At 65.3% G+C, this 21301-nt stretch carries 20 protein-coding genes; 13 read left to right on the forward strand and 7 right to left on the reverse strand.

Annotation, left to right across the window (positions count from 1 at the left end; all coding sequences use genetic code 11):
- The first annotated feature begins 112 nt into the window (after nucleotides 1-112).
- From ACFTR6_RS11770 to ACFTR6_RS11790, 5 genes are all read left to right on the forward strand, one after another.
- Nucleotides 113-1225 carry a betaine/proline/choline family ABC transporter ATP-binding protein gene (locus ACFTR6_RS11770; RefSeq protein WP_377958058.1) on the forward strand — a complete coding sequence of 371 codons (1113 nt, stop codon included), beginning with the start codon at nucleotides 113-115 and terminating at the stop codon, nucleotides 1223-1225.
- Nucleotides 1215-2111: an ABC transporter permease gene (locus ACFTR6_RS11775; RefSeq protein ID WP_377958059.1), complete on the forward strand. Its 897-nt coding sequence runs from the start codon at nucleotides 1215-1217 to the stop codon at nucleotides 2109-2111. The genes ACFTR6_RS11770 and ACFTR6_RS11775 overlap by 11 nt, the downstream gene beginning before the upstream one ends.
- Nucleotides 2112-2149: 38 nt before the next feature.
- Entirely contained in the window at nucleotides 2150-3031 is an 882-nt protein-coding gene (locus ACFTR6_RS11780) for a glycine betaine ABC transporter substrate-binding protein (RefSeq protein WP_377958060.1), read from the forward strand.
- 276 nt (nucleotides 3032-3307) lie between these two features.
- The gene (gene dapA / locus ACFTR6_RS11785) at nucleotides 3308-4207 is read left to right on the forward strand and encodes a 4-hydroxy-tetrahydrodipicolinate synthase (protein WP_377958061.1); all 900 of its coding nucleotides are present in this window, start codon (nucleotides 3308-3310) and stop codon (nucleotides 4205-4207) included.
- A 74-nt stretch (nucleotides 4208-4281) separates the two neighbouring features.
- Nucleotides 4282-5799: an aldehyde dehydrogenase family protein gene (locus ACFTR6_RS11790; RefSeq protein ID WP_377958062.1), complete on the forward strand. Its 1518-nt coding sequence runs from the start codon at nucleotides 4282-4284 to the stop codon at nucleotides 5797-5799.
- Nucleotides 5800-5857: 58 nt separating this feature from the next.
- Here ACFTR6_RS11790 and ACFTR6_RS11795 read toward each other — a convergent pair whose 3' ends face one another.
- Nucleotides 5858-6850, reverse strand: coding sequence for a Gfo/Idh/MocA family protein (locus ACFTR6_RS11795; RefSeq protein ID WP_377958063.1), 993 nt, complete (start codon nucleotides 6848-6850; stop codon nucleotides 5858-5860).
- Between the two features lie 199 nt (nucleotides 6851-7049).
- Here ACFTR6_RS11795 and ACFTR6_RS11800 point away from each other — a divergent pair, with 199 nt between their 5' ends.
- The 5 genes from ACFTR6_RS11800 (at nucleotide 7050) to ACFTR6_RS11820 (ending at nucleotide 10474) form a co-directional block, all read left to right on the forward strand.
- A complete protein-coding gene (locus tag ACFTR6_RS11800) occupies nucleotides 7050-7646 on the forward strand; it encodes a TetR/AcrR family transcriptional regulator (protein WP_377958064.1) in 597 nt (198 codons plus the stop codon).
- Nucleotides 7643-8560 carry a DMT family transporter gene (locus ACFTR6_RS11805; RefSeq protein ID WP_377958065.1) on the forward strand — a complete coding sequence of 306 codons (918 nt, stop codon included), beginning with the start codon at nucleotides 7643-7645 and terminating at the stop codon, nucleotides 8558-8560. Before ACFTR6_RS11800 ends, ACFTR6_RS11805 begins: the two co-directional genes overlap by 4 nt.
- Before the next feature lie 246 nt (nucleotides 8561-8806).
- Entirely contained in the window at nucleotides 8807-8953 is a 147-nt protein-coding gene (locus ACFTR6_RS11810; RefSeq protein ID WP_157365123.1) for a hypothetical protein, read from the forward strand.
- 707 nt (nucleotides 8954-9660) lie between these two features.
- A complete protein-coding gene (locus tag ACFTR6_RS11815; protein ID WP_236783155.1) occupies nucleotides 9661-9843 on the forward strand; it encodes a hypothetical protein in 183 nt (60 codons plus the stop codon).
- Between the two features lie 97 nt (nucleotides 9844-9940).
- On the forward strand, nucleotides 9941-10474 hold the full coding sequence (locus ACFTR6_RS11820; RefSeq protein WP_377958066.1) for a GNAT family N-acetyltransferase: 534 nt from the start codon (nucleotides 9941-9943) through the stop codon (nucleotides 10472-10474).
- On the opposite strand, the gene ACFTR6_RS11825 is transcribed toward ACFTR6_RS11820, so the two are convergent.
- From ACFTR6_RS11825 to ACFTR6_RS11835, 3 genes are all read right to left on the reverse strand, one after another.
- Nucleotides 10458-11744, reverse strand: a complete 1287-nt coding sequence (locus ACFTR6_RS11825; protein ID WP_377958067.1) for an MFS transporter — start codon at nucleotides 11742-11744, stop codon at nucleotides 10458-10460. The genes ACFTR6_RS11820 and ACFTR6_RS11825 overlap by 17 nt on opposite strands.
- Complete coding sequence (locus ACFTR6_RS11830; protein WP_076799225.1) at nucleotides 11741-12202, reverse strand: MarR family winged helix-turn-helix transcriptional regulator; 462 nt, start codon at nucleotides 12200-12202, stop codon at nucleotides 11741-11743. Before ACFTR6_RS11830 ends, ACFTR6_RS11825 begins: the two co-directional genes overlap by 4 nt.
- 100 nt (nucleotides 12203-12302) lie before the next feature.
- On the reverse strand, nucleotides 12303-13154 hold the full coding sequence (locus ACFTR6_RS11835) for a helix-turn-helix transcriptional regulator (protein ID WP_377958068.1): 852 nt from the start codon (nucleotides 13152-13154) through the stop codon (nucleotides 12303-12305).
- Nucleotides 13155-13239: 85 nt separating this feature from the next.
- On the opposite strand from ACFTR6_RS11835, the gene ilvD reads away from it, so the two are divergent.
- Entirely contained in the window at nucleotides 13240-15099 is a 1860-nt protein-coding gene (ilvD, locus tag ACFTR6_RS11840; RefSeq protein ID WP_377958069.1) for a dihydroxy-acid dehydratase, read from the forward strand.
- A gap of 86 nt (nucleotides 15100-15185) precedes the next feature.
- On the opposite strand, the gene ACFTR6_RS11845 is transcribed toward ilvD, so the two are convergent.
- From ACFTR6_RS11845 to ACFTR6_RS11855, 3 genes are all read right to left on the reverse strand, one after another.
- Entirely contained in the window at nucleotides 15186-15647 is a 462-nt protein-coding gene (locus tag ACFTR6_RS11845; protein ID WP_076799222.1) for a MarR family winged helix-turn-helix transcriptional regulator, read from the reverse strand.
- A 91-nt stretch (nucleotides 15648-15738) separates the two neighbouring features.
- Nucleotides 15739-16950 (reverse strand): ROK family protein, encoded by a 1212-nt coding sequence (locus ACFTR6_RS11850; RefSeq protein ID WP_377958070.1) that lies wholly within the window; start codon nucleotides 16948-16950, stop codon nucleotides 15739-15741.
- A 10-nt stretch (nucleotides 16951-16960) separates the two neighbouring features.
- Nucleotides 16961-18250, reverse strand: a complete 1290-nt coding sequence (locus ACFTR6_RS11855) for an FAD-binding protein (RefSeq protein WP_377958071.1) — start codon at nucleotides 18248-18250, stop codon at nucleotides 16961-16963.
- A gap of 177 nt (nucleotides 18251-18427) precedes the next feature.
- Between ACFTR6_RS11855 and xylA the strand changes: the two genes are divergently transcribed.
- Nucleotides 18428-19618 carry a xylose isomerase gene (gene xylA / locus ACFTR6_RS11860; RefSeq protein ID WP_076799220.1) on the forward strand — a complete coding sequence of 397 codons (1191 nt, stop codon included), beginning with the start codon at nucleotides 18428-18430 and terminating at the stop codon, nucleotides 19616-19618.
- A gap of 19 nt (nucleotides 19619-19637) precedes the next feature.
- A complete protein-coding gene (gene xylB / locus ACFTR6_RS11865; RefSeq protein ID WP_253250273.1) occupies nucleotides 19638-21149 on the forward strand; it encodes a xylulokinase in 1512 nt (503 codons plus the stop codon).
- Nucleotides 21150-21301 lie beyond the last annotated feature (152 nt).

Genomic DNA, 21301 nt, shown 5'->3' on the forward strand with positions numbered 1-21301 from the left:
GCCTCGGAGCCCCCAGTCTCCGGGTGACCCTCACGAATCCTCCCTCTTCTTTCGGTGTCACCGTCGATGTCAACGAAGCGGTGGAGGACTAACGCTCATCACTGAGGAATTCATGACAGCCCAGCCCACCGCATTACCCACCACTCTTCACCGCGAGGAATCCATGGACTCTGACAAACCATTCGTTCGTGTGGAAAACCTCTCCAAGGTCTTCCATACCGGCAGTACCCGGCGAATGCTCGGGCTCCTGCCTCCGAAGTCCGGCCGAAAGGGATTCGTCGCCGTCGACGACGTCTCTTTCGAGGTGGAACGAGGCCAGATATTTGTCATCATGGGCCTCTCCGGCTCGGGCAAGTCGACCATCATCCGGATGGTCAACCGGCTCATCGACGCCAGCGACGGAACCATTACGGTCGATGGCAAGGATGTCCGCTCACTGCCGCCGGCCGACCTCCGCGACTACAGGAACCGGACCATCAACATGGTCTTCCAGCACTTCGGGCTGTTCCCGCACAAGTCCCTCGTGGACAACGTGGCCTTCGGTCTCAAGGTCCGGGGCGTCGACAAGGAAGCCCGGGAAGCCAAGGCGGCCGAAGCGCTGGCCATCGTCGGCCTCGGAGACCGCATCCACGCCATGCCGGACCAGCTAAGCGGCGGCATGAAGCAGCGCGTTGGGCTTGCCCGCGCCCTGGCAACGGACGCAGAGATCCTCCTGATGGATGAACCGTTCAGCGCGCTCGACCCGCTCATCCGCAAGGACATGCAGGAGCTGCTGATCAAGCTGCAGCAGAACTTCAAGAAGACCATCATCTTCGTCACCCACGATCTCAACGAGGCCATGTACCTCGGCGACAAGATCATGGTGATGAAGCAGGGAAAGAACATCCAGTGCGGCACCGCCCTGGACCTGCTGGAAGCACCTGCCGACCCGTACATCGAGGACTTCGTTGCCGAAGTAGACCGGAGCAGGGTCCTCACGGCCGGGATGGTCGCGCGCCGGACAGGACGTCACGGTACCGAGGGGCAGGGGGCAGACCTGCTCAGTTCCGTCTCGGCAAGGGTCCCCGAAAGCACGGTCGTGCAGGACCTGCTGCCTATTCTCGCAACCGGAACAGAGCCTGTGGAGGTCGTCGACCAGGACGGCGCCACAATCGGCAAGATCACCGCCGGGGACGTCTTCTCGGCACTCGCACCCAGCAAGGGGAACAGCAAAAATGCAGCTTGATGTCGGTACTTGGTTCGCAGCTTTCATCGACTGGTCCTTGGCCACTTTCGGTTGGTTCTTCGACGCGGTTTCCTGGCTGGTCAGCCTCCTCGTCGGGAATGTGGAGGGTGTCCTCGTTGGCCTGCACCCCATCCTGATCATTGCCGTTCTGGCCGGCGCGGCGGCCTTTCTCACCCGTAGCCTGGGCCTGACCATCTTCTCGGCCCTGGCATTCCTGCTCATTGTCTCGATGGGACTATGGGTGGAAAGCATGTCCACCCTGGCCGTTGTCCTGGTGTCGGTGGTCTTCTCGCTGGCCATCGGGGTGCCCCTCGGAATCTGGGCAGCCCTGAACGGGACCGTCAGTGCAGTGGCACGCCCCGTCCTTGACCTGATGCAGGCAATGCCCGTGTTCGTTTACCTAATCCCTGCGGTCTTCTTCTTCGGTGTCGGGATGGTCCCGGGCATCGCAGCCACCATCATCTTCTCCATCCCGCCTGCCGTTCGCCTGACCGAGCTGGGCATCCGCAAGCTGGACGTCGAACTGCTCGAAGCTGCCACCGCCTTCGGAGCCAAGAAGGGCCTGATCCTGAAGGACGTCCAGCTTCCCCTGGCATTCCCGTCCATCATGGCCGGTGTCAACCAGGTCATCATGCTCGCCCTCTCCATGGTGGTCGTCGCCGGCCTGGTCGGTGCCGGCGGGCTCGGCGGTGTCGTCGTCGAAGGCGTCGCGCAGCTGGACACTGCGCGCGGCTTCGAAGGAGGCCTCGCCGTCGTCATCCTCGCGATCTACCTGGACCGCGTCACCAGCGGCGCACGCTCCCTGGGGGAAGTTCTCCGGAGCCGGCGCATCAGGAAAGAACAACGAACCGCAATCAAGGCGCCCGCTCCTGCGGCCGCCGTCTAAGCCACAAACTCGCCCCCTACCTCTCATTGGAGACCTACATGATCAAGAAGAAAATCGGCGCGGTCATTGCCAGCGCACTCCTCGTTACCGGTGTCAGTGCCTGCTCCGGCGTCAGCGCGGGATCCCAGTCCAGCGAGAAAACCATCACCGTTGCCCTGCCTGCCGGTTATGACGACAGCGTCGCCGTCACCGGGCTTTGGCAGGAACTGCTTGCAGAACGCGGCTACAAGCTCGAAACGAAGAGCGTGGACCTGGCAGCCGGTTTCTCCGGCATCGCCCGCGGCGACCTTGATGGATACCTCAACGCCTGGCTGCCCACAACGCACGGTACCTTCGTAGACAAGTACAAGGACCAGGTCGAGATCCTTGACAAGCCGTTCTTCGACAATGACCGGCTCGTGCTGGTTGCCCCGAAGTCAGTTCCGGAAAACACCATCGCCGACGTCGTGAAAAATGCGGAAGCCTATGATTCGAAGATCATCGGCATCGAAGCCGGGTCGGGCGAGATGAAGATTCTGCCCGATGTGCTGAAGAAGTATGGAGCAGAAGACAAACTCAGCATCGTTGCGGGCAGCACACCCGCCACCCTGGCTGCCCTTAAGGACGCCACCGCGAAGAACAAGCCCATTGTGGCCACCCTGTGGACTCCCCACTGGGCCTTCGCCTCCATGCCGATCAAGGTGCTCGAGGATAACCTCGAGGGCTGGCCCAAGCCTGACGGCTCCTACGTCGTCCTCTCGAAGAAGTTCGCCGAGAAGGAGGCGGACGTCGTCAAGTGGATGTCCAATTTCAAGATCACTGAAGACCAGTTCTCCAGCCTGATGCTGAACGTCAGCGAGGCCTCCAGCCCCACGGAGGGTGCAAAGAAGTGGCTCGAGAACCCTGAGAACAAGAAGGCAGCGGAAAGCTGGTTCAACTGACGGGATGCCGCCCCGGCGCCTCGTCCCATTCGTGAATGCTCCGCAGTGCGCGCCTGCCGGCGCGTGCCGCGGAGCGGCGGTCCGCCTGGGCCGGTGAGCTTTGTTACCCCAAGATTTCCTGGGCGTTTAACCCGCATTAAAAGCGCCCAAGTTACCGGGAAAGCCCTTGTTTTAACAGTGCTTTGCTCGGATAAAATGAATAAATCATCCATTCAGTGAACGCGCTTCTCCTTGGGGTCGAGGGTTTTGGGCCTCCAGAAGCAGACAGGAAAACCGATGACACTGCAGCTCACCGGAGTACTCACCGCCCTTGCCACGCCCTTCACGGACGATGGCCAGGTCGACGTTCCGAAGCTTCGACTCCTCGTGGACCGATCGATTGACGGAGGTGTCGACGGCGTGGTGGCCTGCGGCTCAACCGGTGAATTCGCGGCCCTCAGCCACGCGGAACGGCGCCTGGTGGTCGAAACTGTCGTGGAGCACACCGCAGGGCGGGTGCCTGTGGTAACTCAGACCGGTGCCACCAGCACCGCGGAGGCTATCCAAAACTCCCGGCACGCACAGGAATGCGGCGCGGATGTGATCATGCTGATCGCCCCCTACTACGAGGCGCTCTCGATGGCTGAGACCGCCGGATACTTCCGCGCCGTGGCCGAAACAGTTGAACTTCCCGTGATGCTGTACAACTACCCGTCCGCCACCGGAGTGAACCTCGATGCCGAAACGGTGGGAAGGCTGGCCCGCGAGGTAGAGAACATCCGCTACGTCAAGGATTCCAGCGGCGACATGGGCCAAGCCACGCAGCTCATCCATCACCACAGCCAATACATTTCCACCATCGTCGGTTCGGACAACCTGATCCTTGCAGCTCTGACGGAGGGGGCCCCCGCTGTCATGGCGGGGACGGCGAATATCATCCCGGGCGAAATCGTGGCCGTCCACCGGGCCGTCGCCGCCGGAGACTTCGTGACGGCCCAGGCTGCGTGGAACCGCATCTACCCCCTTATCGACGCCGTGCTTTCCGCGCCCTTCGTTCCGGCTGTGAAGGCTGCGCTGGAAGTGCTGGGACAGCCCATCGGCAAGCCGCGCCGTCCCACTGCCGATCTGGACAGCGCCTCCCTTAACCGCATCCAAAAACTCGTCACCGAACTCCAACTGGCGCCCGCCCCGGCCTGACCCCGAGGCCCCCAGTGCCATCCGCATGGCCCGGCCAGGAAAATCCCAACTCAACCTCAAACGATCAGGAGCACATGAAAGTGACAACCACCGCCACTACCAACGCACCAACAGTCCGACGGGGGACCGGAGGTTCCCCGCTTCTCACTGCTGATGCATTGCCGCCGAGCGGGCACTTTATCGCCGGAGAATTCCGTGCAGGCCTTGGCAGCGAGACCCAAACCATCGTGGATCCATGCAGCGAAGCCACCATCTGCGAGGTCAGCCAGGGAACCGCGGACGACGTCGATGCCGCTGTCGCCGCAGCGCTTGAAGCCAAGAATGCCTGGGGCCGTACCCTCCCCAAGAAGCGGTCAGAGATTCTGCTTGCCATTGCCGACCGTCTCGCTGAGAACGCGGACATGCTTGCCCGGCTGGAAGCCTGGAACACCGGCAAGCCCCTCATGGTTGCAGAAGACGATATTGCCGGGTCCATCGATTCATTCCGCTTCATGGCCGGAGCGGCCCGTGCAACAACCTCGCTCGCTGCGGGCGAGTATGCCGAGGACCACCTGTCAGTGATCGTCCGTGAACCGCTGGGCGTGGTCGGCGTCGTGACCCCGTGGAACTATCCCCTGCTGATGGCGGCCTGGAAAATCGCTCCCATCCTGGCCGCCGGCAACACGATCGTCCTCAAACCTTCGGAGCAGACGCCTCTCACGACGCTGAAGTTCGCGGAACTGGTTGCCGACCTCCTGCCGGCGGGTGTCTTCAACGTTGTGACCGGGCTTGGGCCGGTCGTGGGCGCACGGCTGTCCGAGCACCCCAAGGTGGACATGATTGCCCTGACGGGCTCGGTGAACAGCGGCCGCGCCGTGGCTCGGGGCGCTGCGGAGACCATCAAGCGGGTTCACCTGGAACTGGGCGGCAAGGCCCCGGTGGTCATTTTCGCCGACGCTGACCTCTCCGCCGCCGCGGAGTCCCTCCGCGCGGCCGGCTACTGGAACTCCGGGCAGGAGTGCGGTGCAGGCTGCCGCGTGCTGGTCCACGAGTCAGTCGCCGAACGCTTCACCCAGCTGCTCGTCGAGCAGGTACGGACCCTCGTGGTCGGCGAACCCACAGCCGGCGCCGACGTTGAAATCGGCCCCCTCATCTCCAAGGCGCACTACGACCGCGTTCTGAACCACCTCGAGCGTGCGCAGGCCGACGGCGCAAAGGCTGCGCTTGGAGGCGGAGCCCTGGAAGGCCCCGGCTACTTCGTCGCCCCGACCGTGCTGACTGACGTCCCTGAAGGCGCAGCCTGCACCCTCGAGGAAATCTTCGGCCCGGTGGTCACGGTCGAGACCTTCTCCACGGAAGAAGAAGCCATCGCCCGGGCCAACGAGGTGCCGTACGGCCTGGCAGCGTCGGCCTGGACCCTCAACCCGCAGCTCGGCCACGATGTCGCCTCCCGGCTGGATGCGGGTACCGTGTGGGTCAACTCCCACCTGGTCCTGGCCAACGAGATGCCCTGGGCCGGCTTCAAGAGCTCCGGGTACGGCCGCGACCTGTCAGCCTACGCACTGGACGACTACTCCCGCACGAAGCACGTCATGCACAACAAGGCGCGCTAAAGCAGCAGGCCAATAGCCTACGGCGGACCACCCGATCCCGGGGCGGTCCGCCGTAGCTTTAGGTGCCAGCCTGTTTCCGCGCCGCCCTGTCGAGCTCTTCCAGCACCCGTGCGTTGTTCGCCGCGTCCGCGAGGCCGTAGTGGAGCGGAGTGCCGTTGAGGACGCTGTCGGCGAAGTGTTCGCCCATCCGTACGAAGTGGTTTTCGCCCTTGACCTGGTGAAATACGGTGTCCTGGCCGAAATGGTGCTCCTCCAGGACTGAATCCTCCTCCAGGAGCCCAAAAGGATTGTCGAGGTAGAGGCGGCCCTCAGTGCCCGTCAGCTCCAGAAAGTTGCGGCGCTCAAGGTTTACTCCGGTATCAAAAAGCACGGTTGCGCCGCCGGGAAAGCGCAGCATGCCCGCAATGCTGGTGTCGATCTGGCCTCCGTCATTGGCGTCGCGGTAGTTGCCGAAGGCGGCGGACTCGGCCGGCTCCTGGCCCGTGACCATCCGGCTTACGTTGACGCAGTAGCACCCCGTATCGAAAAGTGCCCCGCCGCCAAGACTGCTGTACCACCGGATGTTGTCCCCGTCGCCCGCGTCGAAGGAGTGGGCGACGTGGACAAATGTCAGTTTTCCCACCGCGCCGTCAGCGAGCAGCTCCTGGAGCTTCTCGAAGCGGGGGTGAAAGCGGTACATGAAGCCTTCCAGGACCTTGAGGCCGGTCTGCTCGGCCTTGCGGGCTATCTGCTCGACCTCGGCGGCGCTCATCGCCAGAGGTTTTTCGCAGAGGACGTGCTTGCCTGCGTCCAGAGATTTCAGGATCCACTCAAGGTGCAGTGTGTTCGGCAGCGGAATGTAGACGGCGTCGATGTCCGGGGAGGCGAGCAGTGCCTCATAGGAGCCAAAAGCCTGCGGGATGCCGTGCTTGCCGGCGTACTCCCGGGCCTTCTCCTCGGTTCGCGAAGCAATGCCTACAACCTCACCGTTTTTTGTTTCCTGCAACGCCGGAATTGTCTTGCGGACAATGCGGGCGCTGCCCAGGATGCCCCAACGCAATTTCTCGCTCATTCAACTCTCCTTCTCTCCAACCTGCCCCGCCTGTTGGCTGTGTTCTGCAACTCCTGCATCCGGGCCACCCCCCAGCGTTTCACCGGACACTGGCCGGTCGTCAACAGGGGACCGCGTACCGGGCACGGCTGCAGCCTTCGGTAGACATAGTCGGTAGGTAGACTGGTCTACCTACTGCCAAACTGCCGGAGGAATAGCCGTGGCCCCACCTGAAGACCGATCAACATCCAAGCGGCCTGCCCGTGCATCGCTCCTTGAGGCTGCGGCCCGCCTCTTCTACTCCGACGGCGTCGCGGCCACCGGCATCGACTCCATTACGGCTGCCGCCGGCGTGGCCAAGAAAAGCCTCTACAACAACTTCGCCTCCAAGGCGGACCTGGTGGCGGCCTATCTGGCCGTCCGGCATGAGGAATGGCTCGCCCTGTACCGTGAACGGGTTGCTGCGGCTGGGACGCCGCAGGACCGGGTCCTCGCCGTGTTCGACGCCTACATCGACCACGCCAACTTTGCGTATGAGCACGGATTCAGGGGCTGCGGCCTGCTCAATGCTGCCGCCGAACTGCCTGCCGGCGCTCCCGGAAGGCAGGCCGTGCGGCAACACAAGGAGGAGGTCGAGGGCCTCCTGCGCCGGCATGTGGCGGAGCTGCTGCCGCGGCAGGATGCTGAGGCCGGCAGGGTGGCCCGGCACCTGGCGTTCCTGCTCGAGGGGTCAATGGCCAGGGCCGGCCTTGAAGGCGAAGACCGTTGCCTGCGCGAGGCCCGGCTGATCGCCGTCCGAATGCTGGAGGCGCTGTGAGGGCGGCGCTTGGCCGGGTGAACGGCGCGCTCCTGGGCGCCGTTTTCGTCGTCGGAGCCTCCACCCTTTGGGGCACCACGGGAACTGTTGCCACGTTCGCGCCGTCGGTGAGTCCACTGGCGATCGGTGCGGTGGCGATGGGCGTGGGCGGGCTGCTGCAGGCGCTGTACGCAGCCCGGCCGATCGCGGGCCACTGGGCCAGACTCCGGGACCGAAGGCTCCTTGTCTCCCTCGGGGCCGCGGCGGTGGCGGTGTACCCGCTTGCGTTCTACAGCTCCATGCACCTTTCCGGCGTCGCGCTTGGAACAGTCATCTCGATCGGTTCGGCCCCTTTGGCGTCGGCGGTCATTGAGCGGATGGCGGACCGGAAGGAGCTGACCCGCCGCTGGATGCTCGGCGCGCTGATCGGGGTGGCAGGGGCCGGACTGCTGTGCTTTGCCGGCGAGGCGGCGGAACGGCCGGGTGCCCTTGCCGAAGCCTGGGCCGTGCCGGCGGGAATTGTGCTGGGGCTGGTTGCCGGCGTCACCTACGCGCTGTATTCGTGGGCTGCCCACCGCCTGATCAGCGGGGGAGTGCCGTCCCGGGCAGCCATGGGTGCGGTGTTCGGCCTGGGCGGCCTGCTCCTGATGCCGGTGCTCGCAATGACCGGCCAGCCGCTCCTGGAGTCGTGGGGCAACTTCTCCGTGGGCGCCTACATGGCGCTTGTCCCCATGTTCGCCGGTTACGTCCTCTTCGGTTGGGGACTGGCGCGCGTGCGCGCGAGTACCGCAACGGGCCTTTCGCTTATGGAAACTGTTGTCGCCGCCGTACTGGCCGTCGTCGTCGTGGGGGAACGGCTGCCTCTTCTCGGCTGGCTTGGCATAGCCATGGTGCTGGCGAGTCTCTTCGTCCTGACTCCCCGACAGCCCGCCTAGCAAACCAGCAGTCATGTTTCCAGCATGTTAACTCCATGTTTCAGACATGTTAACTGCAATGGCAAAAGGGACCGCTGAATTTCTCATGGAAGTTCGCGAAAAGCCCTCCCCTAAAGGAATTGGCTGGCGTACTTTTAGTACAGGAAAGAAATGCAGGTGACGGTCACCGGTTCGGCGGAACTCCACGCAGAGCTGTTCTGACCCCAGTGGCCGTCCCGGTACCCCAAGGCTTGATGGAGGAAGACAATGACACGCGAGGAAGCCTTCGCACGATGCACCTCGGACTCGTATGTCGAGTTCTATGGCGGCCGCTGGCTCGTAGTGCCGTTCGCGCAGGTGGAACAGCCGGCCTTCTTTGTCTGCTCCCCCGCAACCGTCCGCAGCAGCCATTAACCTGGAATTGAAGAACTGTGGCAGCGAAGTAAATAATCCCATTTGGCACATATTGCCTGGTAATTACTTTACGCAGTCAATTTCCCGGCGCAATATTGGCGGGGCTAAAAACTCCGGAGACTTCCCGGAGCGCAAACGAAAAACTGCGGCTGCTCAACCGGCTCGAACGGAACAACCAGCCACCGGCCGCCGTAGAACTCGACATAGGAGTCCTGGGGGCACCTTGCGTAAGCTTCTTCCCGGGTCATGATCTTCCCTCTCAATTCAAACGATGTGGACCTTTCTGTTGCTATTCATCATTTCGAAACGAGGGGGCGGGGGTAACGCCGTTTTCTGACGGTCCTGACTATCCTTTGGGGTGGCGGTGGCAGGGCCGGCGACGGGCCCTCCGTGGACGCGATGGTCACCGCTGATTCCTGCAACCCCACGTAGCAACCCTTGGCCTGGGCCGGCTCTATCGCCGGCTCTACTTGGCGCCCACTGGTCCGCCGAAGTTCCCAGTGACCTCGTCTCGATTCGTCAACCGGTTGACCGCTCAGGAATAATGGAAGGGATCGAATGTCCGGCAAAGCCGGGCACGGCCCCAAGGCGACGCAACAGACGCGCTGAACAGACGGCGTCGTAAGCCTTCCGCCGGACCCCTTCGACTTCCCCCCAAGAACAAACCTTTTTGACATCGCTCTGGAGAAAATATGCAAAGCGCCGGCATGATGGCCCTCTTTCTGTCCCGCTCTGACAGCCTGGCCACCAGCGCCCTGCCCGGGGCCCCGACTGTCGTTGAGGAAGCGAAGTCGCGCTCCGCAGCGTGGAACAGGTTCAGGGGCCGGACCGCCAGTTTCCTGCACCGCCTCGCCTGGGCGGTCGAGCCCAAGGTGACCGAAGGCCGCTGACCTGGTAGCTGAACGGCTCAGCGGAAGCGGCTCCAGCCGAGCCGGGCGTAGAATCGTTCCGTTGATTTTCTGCCCGTTCGAGCACTTTGGAGTTTCAATGATCCGCAAGGCCATGGCCAGCGACGCTGCCGCCCTGGCTGAACTGGCGGCGGTCACTTTCCCGCTCGCCTGCCCGCCCGGCTCCTCGCCGGAAGACATCGCGCTCCACCTTAAGCGGACGCTCAGCGAGGAGAAATTTGCGGAATACCTCGCGGACAGCAGGATCGCCATCCTGGTGCTCGAGGAAGGCAGCCGGCTTGACGGGTACACCCTGCTCGTCGACCGGCAGGCAACGGACCCGGACGTGCTCCGCGCCCTGGCCGCAAAGCGGTCCGTGGAGCTGAGCAAGTGCTACGTTCACCCGGACCATCACGGACGGGGCGCAGCCTCCATGCTCATGCAGGCCTCATTGGACTGGGCTGCTGACCAGGGAGCGGCCAGCGTCTGGCTGGGCGTTAACAGCCAGAACGCCAAGGCCATCCGCTTCTATGAGAAGTCCGGCTTTACCAAGGTCGGGACCAAGTCATTCACCCTGGGCGATTCAGTGGAAAACGACTTCATTCTGGAGTACGCCCTCACGGCGAAGGGCTGACCGGCTCGCCGGGCCCGCGCGGCGCGCGCCTTCTCCGGAAGGAAGCGGACAGCTGCTGCTGCCAGGACAGGGGGCTGTTCCGGAGCACGACGGCGACTGCGAGCAAGCCGGCCAGCAGCACCACCGCGCCGCCGGCAGCCACCGACCAGCGGGCGCCGAAAGCGGTGCCAAGCCAGCCCATGAGCGGGGCCCCCAGCGCGGTGCCGCCCTGCAGTGTTGCCAAGTAGAGGGCAAGCACCCGTCCCCGGAACTGTGGCTCCACTGAGAGCTGGATGCTTGTGTTGCAGCTGTTCAGGAAGGTCAGGGAGGCCAGTCCCACCGGGACCAGGACGGCGGCGTACAGCCAGAACGACGGCGAGACGCTGGCGATCAGTGTGAAAAAGCCCAGTCCCAGCGCCCCACCCAGCAGGTAGCGCAGGCGGGGCCGCGCCCTGCGGGCGGCAAGCAGCGCACCGGACAGGGTTCCGACGGCCATAATGGAGCCCAGTAGTCCGAATTCGCCCGGCCCCATGCCGAATTCCGCCGTGGACATGAGCGCGTTGATGATGGGGAAGTTCATGCCAAAGGCGCCGAGGATGGCCACCAGGACCAGGATGAGCACCAGGTCAGGGCGCCTGCGCACGTAGCCAAGGCCCTCCGCAACCTGATGCTTGCCGCGGACTGCCGGTGCGGCCGGGGCCAGGTCCGATCTGCGGATGCGGGTCAGCGAGATGATCACGGCGATGAAACTGGCTGCGTTGAGCAGGAACACGGGGCCGGTGCCGGCCCACGCGATCAGGATTCCTGCGAGTGCAGGGCCGGTGAGCCTGGCGGTGTTGAAGGACGCGGAGTTGAGGGACACGGCGTTGGCGATGTCGTCCTGTCCCACGAGTTCGGAGACGAAGGCCTGGCGCGCCGGCCCGTCAATGGCGCTGGCGATCCCGAGGAACAAGGCGGCCGCGTAGACCTGCCAAAGCTGCGCAGAACCGGTCACCACCAGGACTCCCACAACCAGCCCGCACAGGCCCATCGCCGACTGCGTCCACAGCAGGATCGCACGCTTGGAGTGCCGGTCCGCGAGGACGCCGGCATACGGCCCGAGCAGCAGCATCGGAAGGAACTGCAGGGCCGTGGTGATGCCGACGGCGGTGCCGGAATGATCCGTGAGGACTGTCAGGACCAGCCAGTCCTGCGCCACCCGCTGCATCCAGGTGCCGATGTTGGAGACCAGGGCGCCGCCTGCCCACAGCCGGTAGTTGGGGTTCCGCAGCGCCCGGAAGGTGGCACTCATCGGGAAATCATCTCCTGGAGGATGTGCGCCGCGCGGCTTAGGGTAAGCCGGTCCTCCGGGCTTAAGGTGTCGACGCGCTGGGCCAGCCAGGCCGTCCGCTGGTCGCGTGCTTCTTCCAGCGCAGCCTCCCCGGCGGGGGTGATGCTGACCTGGATCTGCCGGCCGTCCTGCGGGTGGGCTGACCGCGACACAAAGCCCAGTTCCGCGAGGGCGTTCACGATCCGCGTCATCGACGGTGCCTGCACGTGCTCCCGGTCAGCCAGCTCCCGTGGCGTGTGTGGGCCGTGGCTGTCGAGTTGGGCCAGGACGGTGTACTGGCCCGGGGTGATGACATCGCCCGTGGCCTCGACCCGCAGTCGACGGGAGGTCCTCATGACCGCGGTCCGCAGGTCGATCGCCAGGGTATCCGGACTGATGGAAGCGGGAGCTTCTGCGTCTGCCGCTTGGGATGGTGGCATCTGACGCCTCCTCAGGATGTGGTTAGCTCAGCTAATTAGCATTGCTAACTATTATTCTCCCAAGTTGCCCGCGCGGCAAGGCAAATCAGCGTGTTGTTGGCTACCCGGGGCCTGACATGAGGCGCTGCATCTGGCTGCTGGCCTCGCTTCCCGGAACCGGGGTGTACACCACAATGTGGAGATCGGGCCGGTCGGAGGGGGAAAGCTGGTGATGCTCCAGCTGGAGGACTCCCACCGCCGGATGGTGGAACAGCCGCTCACGGGATTCAAAGCCCAGGATGTCGTACCGGTCCCATGCTGCCCGGAATTCGGGGCTGGCCTCCTGGAGCCGTTCCACCTGGTACTTGATGTCGGGATCACCCAGGCGCTGTCCGGTTTCGGCCCGGAATTCTGCCAGGAAGCGCTTGCTCGTGACGTCCCAGTCGGGAAGCAGGTCGCGGACATAGGGGTCCGTGAAGACCAGCCACAGAAGATTGCGGTCCGGCGCAGGAGCCTTGGCGATATTTGGATAGAGCGCGGCATAGGCCGTGTTCCACCCCGCAACCCCCCAGTCGGGAAAGAGCGCGAACGCCGGATTGGGATCCAGCGCATCCATCAGCCGCTGGACATGGGCCGGCGCCGTGGCGGCAGCAGGGCTGGACGGCGCCGCTGTTGCGTAGCCCCCGAGCGACAGGACATACGCGAGGCCGGTGTCCGAAAGGTGCAGGGAGCGGCAGATGGACTCCAGCACCTGCCGGGACGGACTGATGTCCCTGCCCTGCTCCAGCCACGTGTACCAGGTGACGCTCACCCCGGAAAGGAACGCGATCTCTTCCCGGCGCAGGCCGCGTTCGCGCTTGCGGGCTATCGGCGGCAGGCCGTACTCGGCCCGCACTGCCTGGTCACGCCGGGCTCTGAGGAAGAGTCCCAGTTCCTTGCGTCTCTCCGAACCCTGCACTCCAGTACCCTGCACCCCCAAATACTATTACTCTGGTACTCCCACTACTAGTATCAGGACCGTCTTCCAGTCGCCGGGAGGGCCATGCAGGATGGTAGGCATGCCTGCACTACGCTCTAAAACAGTCACCCACGGCCGCAACATGGCCGGAGCCCGCGCCCTGCTGCGCGCTTCCGGCGTCGCCAACTCAGACATCGGCAAGCCCATCATCGCCGTGGCTAACTCCTTCACCGAATTCGTTCCCGGCCACACCCACCTCGCCCCCGTGGGCCGGATCGTCTCCGACGCGATCCTCGCTGCCGGCGCCGTGCCGCGCGAGTTCAACACCATCGCCGTCGACGATGGCATCGCCATGGGCCACTCCGGCATGCTCTACTCGCTGCCGTCCCGTGACCTGATCGCCGACTCCGTGGAGTACATGGTCAACGCCCACTGCGCCGACGCCCTGGTCTGCATCTCCAACTGCGACAAGATCACCCCCGGCATGCTCATGGCCGCGCTGCGCCTGAACATCCCCGTCGTGTTCGTCTCCGGCGGCCCCATGGAGGCCGGCCGGGTGACCTTGACTGACGGCTCCGTGCGTTCCCTTGACCTGGTGAACGCGATCGCCGACGCCGTGGACGAGTCCATCTCCGACGCTGACATCAACCTCATCGAGGAGAACGCCTGCCCCACCTGCGGTTCCTGCTCCGGCATGTTCACCGCCAACTCCATGAACTGCCTCACCGAGGCCATCGGCCTCTCCCTGCCGGGCAACGGCTCCGTGCTCGCCACTCACACCGCGCGCAAGGCGCTGTACGAGAAGGCCGGTGCCACCGTCGTCGAGCTGGTGAAGCGCTATTACGACGGCGACGACGACTCCGTGCTGCCCCGCTCCATCGCCACCGCCAAGGCCTTCGACAACGCCATGGCCCTGGACATTTCCATGGGCGGCTCCACCAACACCATCCTGCACCTGCTGGCCGCGGCCCAGGAGGCCGGCGTGGACTACGGCCTGGCCGAGATGGACGCCAAGTCCCGGCAGGTGCCCTGCCTGGCCAAGGTGGCTCCCAACGTGGCCAAGGACAAGACCTATTACATGGAGGACGTGCACCGCGCCGGCGGAATCCCCGCCCTCCTGGGCGAGCTGAACCGCGGCGGGCTCCTGCACAAGGATGTCCACTCCGTGCACTCCGCCGACCTGGACGGCTGGCTGGATGACTGGGACATCCGCGGCGGCAAGGCCACCGAGGAAGCCAAGACCCTGTGGCACGCCGCTCCCGGCGGTGTCCGCTCCTCCACTGCGTTCTCCCAGTCGAACGAGTGGACCTCCCTGGACACCGACGCCGCGGACGGCTGCATCCGCTCCGTGGAGCACGCATACTCCAAGGACGGCGGGCTGGCCGTGCTCCGCGGCAACGTGGCCGTCGACGGCGCCGTGGTGAAGACCGCCGGCGTGGACGAGTCCATCTGGACGTTCTCGGGCCCGGCCGTTGTGTGCGAGTCCCAGGACGAGGCCGTGGAAAAGATCCTGAACAAGACGGTCAAAGAAGGCGACGTGGTGGTCATCCGCTACGAAGGCCCCAAGGGCGGCCCGGGCATGCAGGAGATGCTCTACCCGACGTCGTTCCTCAAGGGCCGCGGCCTGGGCAAGAAGTGCGCCCTCATCACCGACGGCCGCTTCTCAGGCGGTACCTCCGGCCTGTCGATCGGGCACATCTCCCCGGAGGCCGCCTCCGGCGGCACCATCGCCCTGGTCAAGGACGGCGACATCATCAGCATCGACATCAGCCAGCGCTCCATGCAGCTGGAGGTCTCCGATGAGATCCTCGCCGAACGCCGCGAAAAGCTGTTGGTCAACGGCGGTTACAAGCCCAAGGACCGGGACCGCCAGGTCTCGGCAGCACTGCGCGCCTATGCAGCCATGGCCCTGTCCGCGGACAAGGGCGCCGTCCGCGACGTTTCCCTCCTGGAAAACTGACCGGCAAAGGTTGCGACAGAGGCCAGGTCCTGTTCGCTCAAGCGGACGGGACCTGGCCTCTTTGTGTTGAATCCCCGGGGCGGGACTCAGTCCGCTCCGCCCCACAGGGCCTTGCGCAGCAGCATTTTCAACTGTCCGGCTTCGTACTCCGAAAGCGCTGTGAGCTGTTCATGCTCGCAGGCTTCCAGCGCCGCCCGGGCCTTGGCGTGGATGCGGCGGCCCTCCGCGGTTGAGACGATGATCCTGGCACGCCTGTCCTGCTTGCCGGTAGAGCGTTCCACGAGTCCCCGGCGCTCCAGGTCGTCCACGAGGCTGACCACCTGGCTGGGGTCGAGGCCCAGGAACATGGCCAATTCCCGCTGGGTCGGCTCCTGGCCGCTGCAGGCGAGCGTCAGTACCCAGAAGGAGCGTTCCCGCAACCCGAAATCCCCGAGGGCCCGGTTGTTCAGCGGAGAGCCCGCCGTGTGCAGTTTGGCCAGCAGCAGCCCGACGTCGTTGCCGATCCTGGCGGCCCCCAGCCGCGACGCACCGACTTTAATCTCCTGCATAGCCCTGCCAGCTCCACTAGTGGTGAAAAACAATCATTGACTTTATCAACGAAAGTCCCACGCGCTGTCGCCGGACCAAATTCCGCCGCCTCTATCCCGCGGCGGAAGCCAGCCCGGCGGGGTCAGCGAGGAACCGGGCGAACCCGAGTTCCGCCGCACCGATCATCATCAGGTTGGAGCCGAGCGCCGCAGGATGGACCTTGGCCTGGCCTGCCGGCCCGTCCATGGCCTGCGACCGCAGCAAGTCATCCAGAGTGGACGGTGCCAGTTCGTAGAGCACGCCCAGGAAGCCGTCCAGGATGATCACCTCCGGATTGAAGGTGTTGACGGTATTCCGCAGCGTGATGGCCAGGTAGCCCAGCTGGCGGATTATCTCTTCTGTCACGGCGGGGCTGCTTGATGCATGGAGTGCCTGTTCCAGCTGGGACGTGTCGCCGCCGGGAAGGTCCAGCAGTTCGAAGAGCCGCCCCTGGGAGACCTCGGTTTCCAGGCAGCCGGTGGCGCCGCAGTGGCACTCGGCGCCGTCGGTGCGGACGAAGGTATGGCCCAGTTCCCCGGCGTAACCGGAGGTGCCGCTCAGGAGCCTGCCGCCGGAAATGATCCCGCCGCCGATGCCGCTGGGCCCGCCGTTCAGGTACACGAGGTTGTCCCGTCCGGCGCCTGCTCCAAAGATCAGTTCAGCTTCGGCGGCGAGCGAGGCGTCGTTCGCGGCCTGGCACGCGTAGCCGGTGGCCTCGGCCAGCATCCGCGCCACGGGCTCGTCCCGCCAGCCAAGGTGCGGCGCATGGCGGACCGTCCCGTCGTCGGCGTTCACGAGGCCGGGCACCGCTATGCCGATGCCCGTGATCCGGTACGAGTGGTCCAGCTCTGTGCGCATCCCCTCGATCACGGCTGCGGCGATGTTGACCGCTTCCCGGGCGCTGGGGATCCGTTCGGTGGCGAACCGGATTTTTTTCTGGACGATGCCGCCGAGGTTGACCAGTCCGATGGTGACGGCGTCGATCTCCGGGTAGACGGCCAGGGCCGCAATGGACGGGCTGGGGCGCACCTCGGGGCTCGGCCGGCCCACCTGGGCCTCACCCGTTGGCGCCGTCTCGTACACCAGGCCGAGGGTGGCCAGCTGGCCGATCAGCGTTCCCACGGTGGACCTGTTCAGGCCGGTCCTTCGCGTCAGCTGCGCCCTGCTGAGGACGCGGTGATGGTGGACCAGGGACGTGATCAGGGCCAGGTTGTTCCGGCGGGAGGGGTCGAGCTCGCTGGGCGCGGCGGTCGGGGCAGCCCGTTGGCGAGGGGAAGGCATCATCGGAACACTATCAGCTGCCGAAAACTGCCCGGTCCAGGAAGCTGTTGCGGAACTTCCCCTCAGGATCGAGCCGCTCTGCGAGGGCCTTAAAGTCGGCAAAGCGCGGGTACAGGGGCGTGAGGCTGGCGGCGTCGCCGTCGAACAGTTTGCCCCAGTGGGGGCGGGCGCCGAACGGCGCCAGTTCAGCCTCGATCACGGGAAGTACGGCCTCGACGGCGGGCTGGTCCTGCCGCCAGGTGAGGTGCAGGCCAATGCCGTCGGTGTGATAGTTCGGGCTCAGCCAGAGGCTGTCCGCCGCCATGGTGCGGACTTCCGAAACCAGCAGCAGCGGCGTCACCAGATGGGACAGCCGGCGCATGGCCTGGATGGCGTCTACGGCATGTTCACGGGGGACCAGGTATTCACTCTGGAGTTCGTCGCCCTTGCTGGGGGTGAATTCCATCCGGAAGTGGGCCAGCCGGTCGGACCACGGGCCGGGTACGCCAAACTGCTGCGTGCAGGTTGTTCCGGGGACGCCGGCGATCGGGTGCCTGGGTTCGGTGGCCGGGCTGCCCCCAAAGAATTCCGTCTGCTTCGGCTCCGCTTCCGGGTCCGCCGCCGCCCGGGACTTCAGCCACGCCTGGGCAATCCTGTCCCCGCTCCAGTCGGTGAAGAGGCTGACGCTGTACGCCGAGGAGGTCACGTCGTCGAAATTTTCCAGCACCCGGTCCCAGTCCAGGTCCTCGAACACCGTCTGGGACACGGCGAACGTGGGTTCGATGTCCAGCGTCAGGCTGCTGACCACGCCCAGGGCGCCCAGGTTCACCACCATGCCGTCAAAGCCGGCGTCGCCGCGGCGGGCGGTGAGTATCCCGCCGTCGGCCGTGACAATTTCAAGCCCGGCGACGGCGGTGGCCAGGTTCCCGTTGCGGTCACCTGATCCGTGGGTTGCGGTGGCGACGGCGCCCGCCACCGAGATGTGGGGGAGGGAAGCGAGGTTGTGCAGGGCGTAGCCCTGCCGCTGGAGTTCCGCCGCCAGGGTTCCGTACCTGGTGCCGCCGCTCACGGTCACGGTCATGGAGGCCGGGTCAACGTCGATGGCGGGTGCGAGGTGCTCCAGTGACACCAGGACGCCCGGGGTGTCTGCGATGCGGTTAAAGGAGTGCCGGGAACCGAGGGCGCGGAGCTTTGGCGCAGCGGCAACCAGGTCCTGGAGATCGGCAACGGTTGCCGGCTCCCGGAGCTCGGCGGCGGCATACCTGAGATTGCCGGCCCAGTTGTACTGCTCGGTGTGCAGCTTGGTTCCTGCTTCGCTAACCATGGCCAGCCCTTCGTTTTTTGGTGTTTCCGAGAACATAACACCGATCGGGTGTCAGAAGATAGCGTATTTTGCTCCCCCGAGCGTCCATGAAGTCCCAGAAAAAACCTTGACAGCCACGCGGATTCGAATATGTTTGTTTGTGGAACATTTCCCCTCCACACCAACCGGGAGCACTCAATGGCGATTCAGCCCACGCGTGAAGACAAGTTTTCCTTCGGCCTTTGGACCATCGGCTGGGAGGCGCAGGACCAGTTCGGGTCCGCCACCCGTCCGCCGCTGGACACGGTGGAGGCCATCAACCGCCTCAGTGACCTGGGCGCTTACGGCATCACCTTCCACGACAACGACCTTTTCCCGTTCGGCTGCTCCGCCGCTGACCGGCAGCGGGAGATCGACCGGCTGACCGGCGCGCTGAAGGCCACCGGCATGGTGGTGCCCATGATCACCACCAACCTGTTCAGCCACCCGGTCTTCAAGGACGGCGGCTTCACCAGCAATGACCGCGGCGTACGCCGGTTCGCCCTGCGCAAGGTCCTGGAGAACATCGACCTGGCAGCAGAACTCGGCGCGGAAACCTTCGTGATGTGGGGCGGGCGTGAAGGCAGTGAGTACGATGCCGCCAAGGACATCCGCGGCGCCCTCGAGCGCTACCGCGAGGCCGTGAACCTGCTGGGCGACTACGTGACGGACAAGGGCTACAACATCCGCTTCGCCATCGAACCCAAGCCCAACGAGCCGCGCGGCGACATCCTGCTGCCCACCCTGGGCCACGCCCTGGCGTTCATCGAGACGCTGGAGCGGCCGGAGTTGGTCGGTATCAACCCGGAGACCGGGCACGAGCAGATGGCCGGGCTGAACTTCACCCACGGCATCGCCCAGGCCCTCTACCAGGGCAAGCTCTTTCACATCGACCTCAACGGCCAGCGCAGCATCAAGTTCGACCAGGACCTCGTCTTCGGCCACGGTGATCTGCAGAACGCCTTCTCCCTCGTGGACCTGCTGGAGAACGGCGGTCCCCAGGGCGGGCCTGCCTACGATGGCCCCCGCCACTTCGACTACAAGCCGAGCCGCACCGAGGACATCAATGGTGTCTGGGATTCTGCAGCAGCCAACATGCAGACCTACCTGCTGCTCAAGGAGCGGGCCAAGGCCTTCCGCGCCGACCCCGAGGTGCAGGCTGCCCTGGAGGCGTCGCGGGTTTCCGAGATCAACGTTCCCACCCTCAACCCGGGCGAAGGCTACGAGCAGCTTCTCGCGGACCGCTCCTCCTACGAGGATTTCGACGCCGATGCCTACTTTGGCGGCAAGGGCTTCGGTTTTGTAAAGCTCCAGCAGCTGTTCATCGAACACCTGCTCGGCGCGCGCTGATCCCGTGGCGGCTGTTCCCATGTCAACGGCTTTTCCTGTGTCGTTGGTTGCCGGGGTCGACTCCTCGACCCAAAGCTGCAAGGTGGTGGTTCTCGATGCGGCTACCGGTGCCCTGGTCCGGGAGGGCCGTGCCGGCCATCCCGAAGGTACCGAAGTCCACCCGGACCACTGGTGGCGGGCGCTGTCCGCAGCGTTCGACGACGCCGGCGGGCTCTCCGGGGTCAGTGCGGTTTCCGTGGGAGGCCAGCAGCACGGCATGGTGCTGCTGGACGCGGACGGCAACGTGCTGCGGCCCGCGCTGCTCTGGAACGACACCCGCTCGGCACAAGCCGCCGCAGCACTCACCGAAGAGGTGGGCGCTTCGGATTACGCCAAGCGGACTGGCCTGGTTCCGGTGGCCTCTTTCACTGTCACCAAAATCCGGTGGGTCCGCGACAACGAGCCGGACATCGCCGGCCGGGTGGCCGCCGTCGTGCTTCCGCATGACTGGCTGACCTGGCGGCTGCGGGGCTACGGCCCCGCGGACACCAGCCCACTCGGGCCTGAGCTGGAGCAGCTCACCACGGACCGCTCCGATGTCAGCGGCACGGGCTACTGGAACCCCGCCACCGGCGAATACGACCTGGAGCTGTTCCGCCTGGCTTTTGGCCGGGAGGCTGTTGAGGCTTCGGACGGAGCCGGTAACGCCGGCGGTGCGGTGATCCTGCCGCGCGTGCTGGAACCCGGCGCTTCACCCGGTTCCGTCCACCCGTCCATCGCGGGGGAGTCCATCCTGCCGGGGCAGGCTGTCCAAGTGGGCGCCGGAGCGGGGGACAATGCTGCAGCGGCATTGGGCCTGGGCGCCCGGCCTGGGGACGTCGTCGTATCGGTGGGCACCAGCGGCACAGTGTTCGCCGTCTCCGACACTCCGATCGGCGACCCGAGCGGCACCGTGGCGGGTTTCGCGGACGCGAGCGGGCTGTTCCTTCCCATTACCGTGACCCTCAACGCGGCGCGCGTGCTGACGTCCATTGCCGGGCTGCTCGGAGTGGACTTCGACGAGCTGTCCCGGCTGGCGCTGGAGGCGGAACCCGGGGCGGGCGGCGTGGTGCTGGTTCCTTACTTCGAGGGGGAGCGGACGCCCAACCTGCCACGTGCCACGGCGAGCTTCTCGGGGCTCAGCATCGCGTCGACCACGCGCAGCAACTTCGCGCGGGCCGCCGTCGAGGGGATGCTGTGCGGGCTGGCAGGGGGACTGGACGCGCTCCGTGCGCTCGGTCATCCCGCCGAGCGGCTGCTCCTGATCGGTGGCGCCGTGCAGAACCCTGCCGTCCAGCGGATCGCGGCCCAGGTGTTCGACCTGCCCGTCCTGATTCCCAGCCCCGGCGAGTACGTGGCCCGGGGAGCCGCCGTCCAGGCCGCGTGGGCGCTCTCCGGGGAGAGGCCGCAGTGGGAGGTAGCGCTGGACAGCACTCCCAAGCCGGACTTCCGGCCCGCCATCGCGGAGCAGTACAGGGCGGAACAGCGCAAGGTGGCTCAAGCCGCTGGTTGAGCCGTCCCGTCGCGACCAACTGGGTAGCCGATCAGGGCGTTTTCACATCTGGGAGCGCCCTGATCCGGCCCATAGGATTCGTCCCAGGACGGAGCCAAAAAAGTTTTTCAGATCCGTCTCCGTCTGGGCTCGAAACGGGCCTTTAATGTCAG

The organism is Arthrobacter sp. NPDC057009 (assembly GCF_042673905.1).
Classification (GTDB): Bacteria; Actinomycetota; Actinomycetes; order Actinomycetales; family Micrococcaceae; genus Arthrobacter.

Coding starts and splice junctions, on each gene's coding strand:
- ACFTR6_RS11775 (WP_377958059.1), top strand. CDS start 1,215: ATGCAGCTTGATGTCGGTACTTGGTTCGCAGCTTTCATCGACTGGTCC.
- ACFTR6_RS11845 (WP_076799222.1), bottom strand. CDS start 15,647: ATGCAGGAGATTAAAGTCGGTGCGTCGCGGCTGGGGGCCGCCAGGATC.
- ACFTR6_RS11770 (WP_377958058.1), top strand. CDS start 113: ATGACAGCCCAGCCCACCGCATTACCCACCACTCTTCACCGCGAGGAA.
- ACFTR6_RS11820 (WP_377958066.1), top strand. CDS start 9,941: ATGATCCGCAAGGCCATGGCCAGCGACGCTGCCGCCCTGGCTGAACTG.
- ACFTR6_RS11855 (WP_377958071.1), bottom strand. CDS start 18,250: ATGGTTAGCGAAGCAGGAACCAAGCTGCACACCGAGCAGTACAACTGG.
- ilvD (WP_377958069.1), top strand. CDS start 13,240: ATGCCTGCACTACGCTCTAAAACAGTCACCCACGGCCGCAACATGGCC.
- xylA (WP_076799220.1), top strand. CDS start 18,428: ATGGCGATTCAGCCCACGCGTGAAGACAAGTTTTCCTTCGGCCTTTGG.
- ACFTR6_RS11815 (WP_236783155.1), top strand. CDS start 9,661: ATGATGGCCCTCTTTCTGTCCCGCTCTGACAGCCTGGCCACCAGCGCC.
- dapA (WP_377958061.1), top strand. CDS start 3,308: ATGACACTGCAGCTCACCGGAGTACTCACCGCCCTTGCCACGCCCTTC.
- xylB (WP_253250273.1), top strand. CDS start 19,638: ATGTCAACGGCTTTTCCTGTGTCGTTGGTTGCCGGGGTCGACTCCTCG.
- ACFTR6_RS11790 (WP_377958062.1), top strand. CDS start 4,282: ATGAAAGTGACAACCACCGCCACTACCAACGCACCAACAGTCCGACGG.
- ACFTR6_RS11850 (WP_377958070.1), bottom strand. CDS start 16,950: ATGATGCCTTCCCCTCGCCAACGGGCTGCCCCGACCGCCGCGCCCAGC.
- ACFTR6_RS11825 (WP_377958067.1), bottom strand. CDS start 11,744: ATGAGTGCCACCTTCCGGGCGCTGCGGAACCCCAACTACCGGCTGTGG.
- ACFTR6_RS11795 (WP_377958063.1), bottom strand. CDS start 6,850: ATGAGCGAGAAATTGCGTTGGGGCATCCTGGGCAGCGCCCGCATTGTC.
- ACFTR6_RS11780 (WP_377958060.1), top strand. CDS start 2,150: ATGATCAAGAAGAAAATCGGCGCGGTCATTGCCAGCGCACTCCTCGTT.
- ACFTR6_RS11810 (WP_157365123.1), top strand. CDS start 8,807: ATGACACGCGAGGAAGCCTTCGCACGATGCACCTCGGACTCGTATGTC.
- ACFTR6_RS11830 (WP_076799225.1), bottom strand. CDS start 12,202: ATGCCACCATCCCAAGCGGCAGACGCAGAAGCTCCCGCTTCCATCAGT.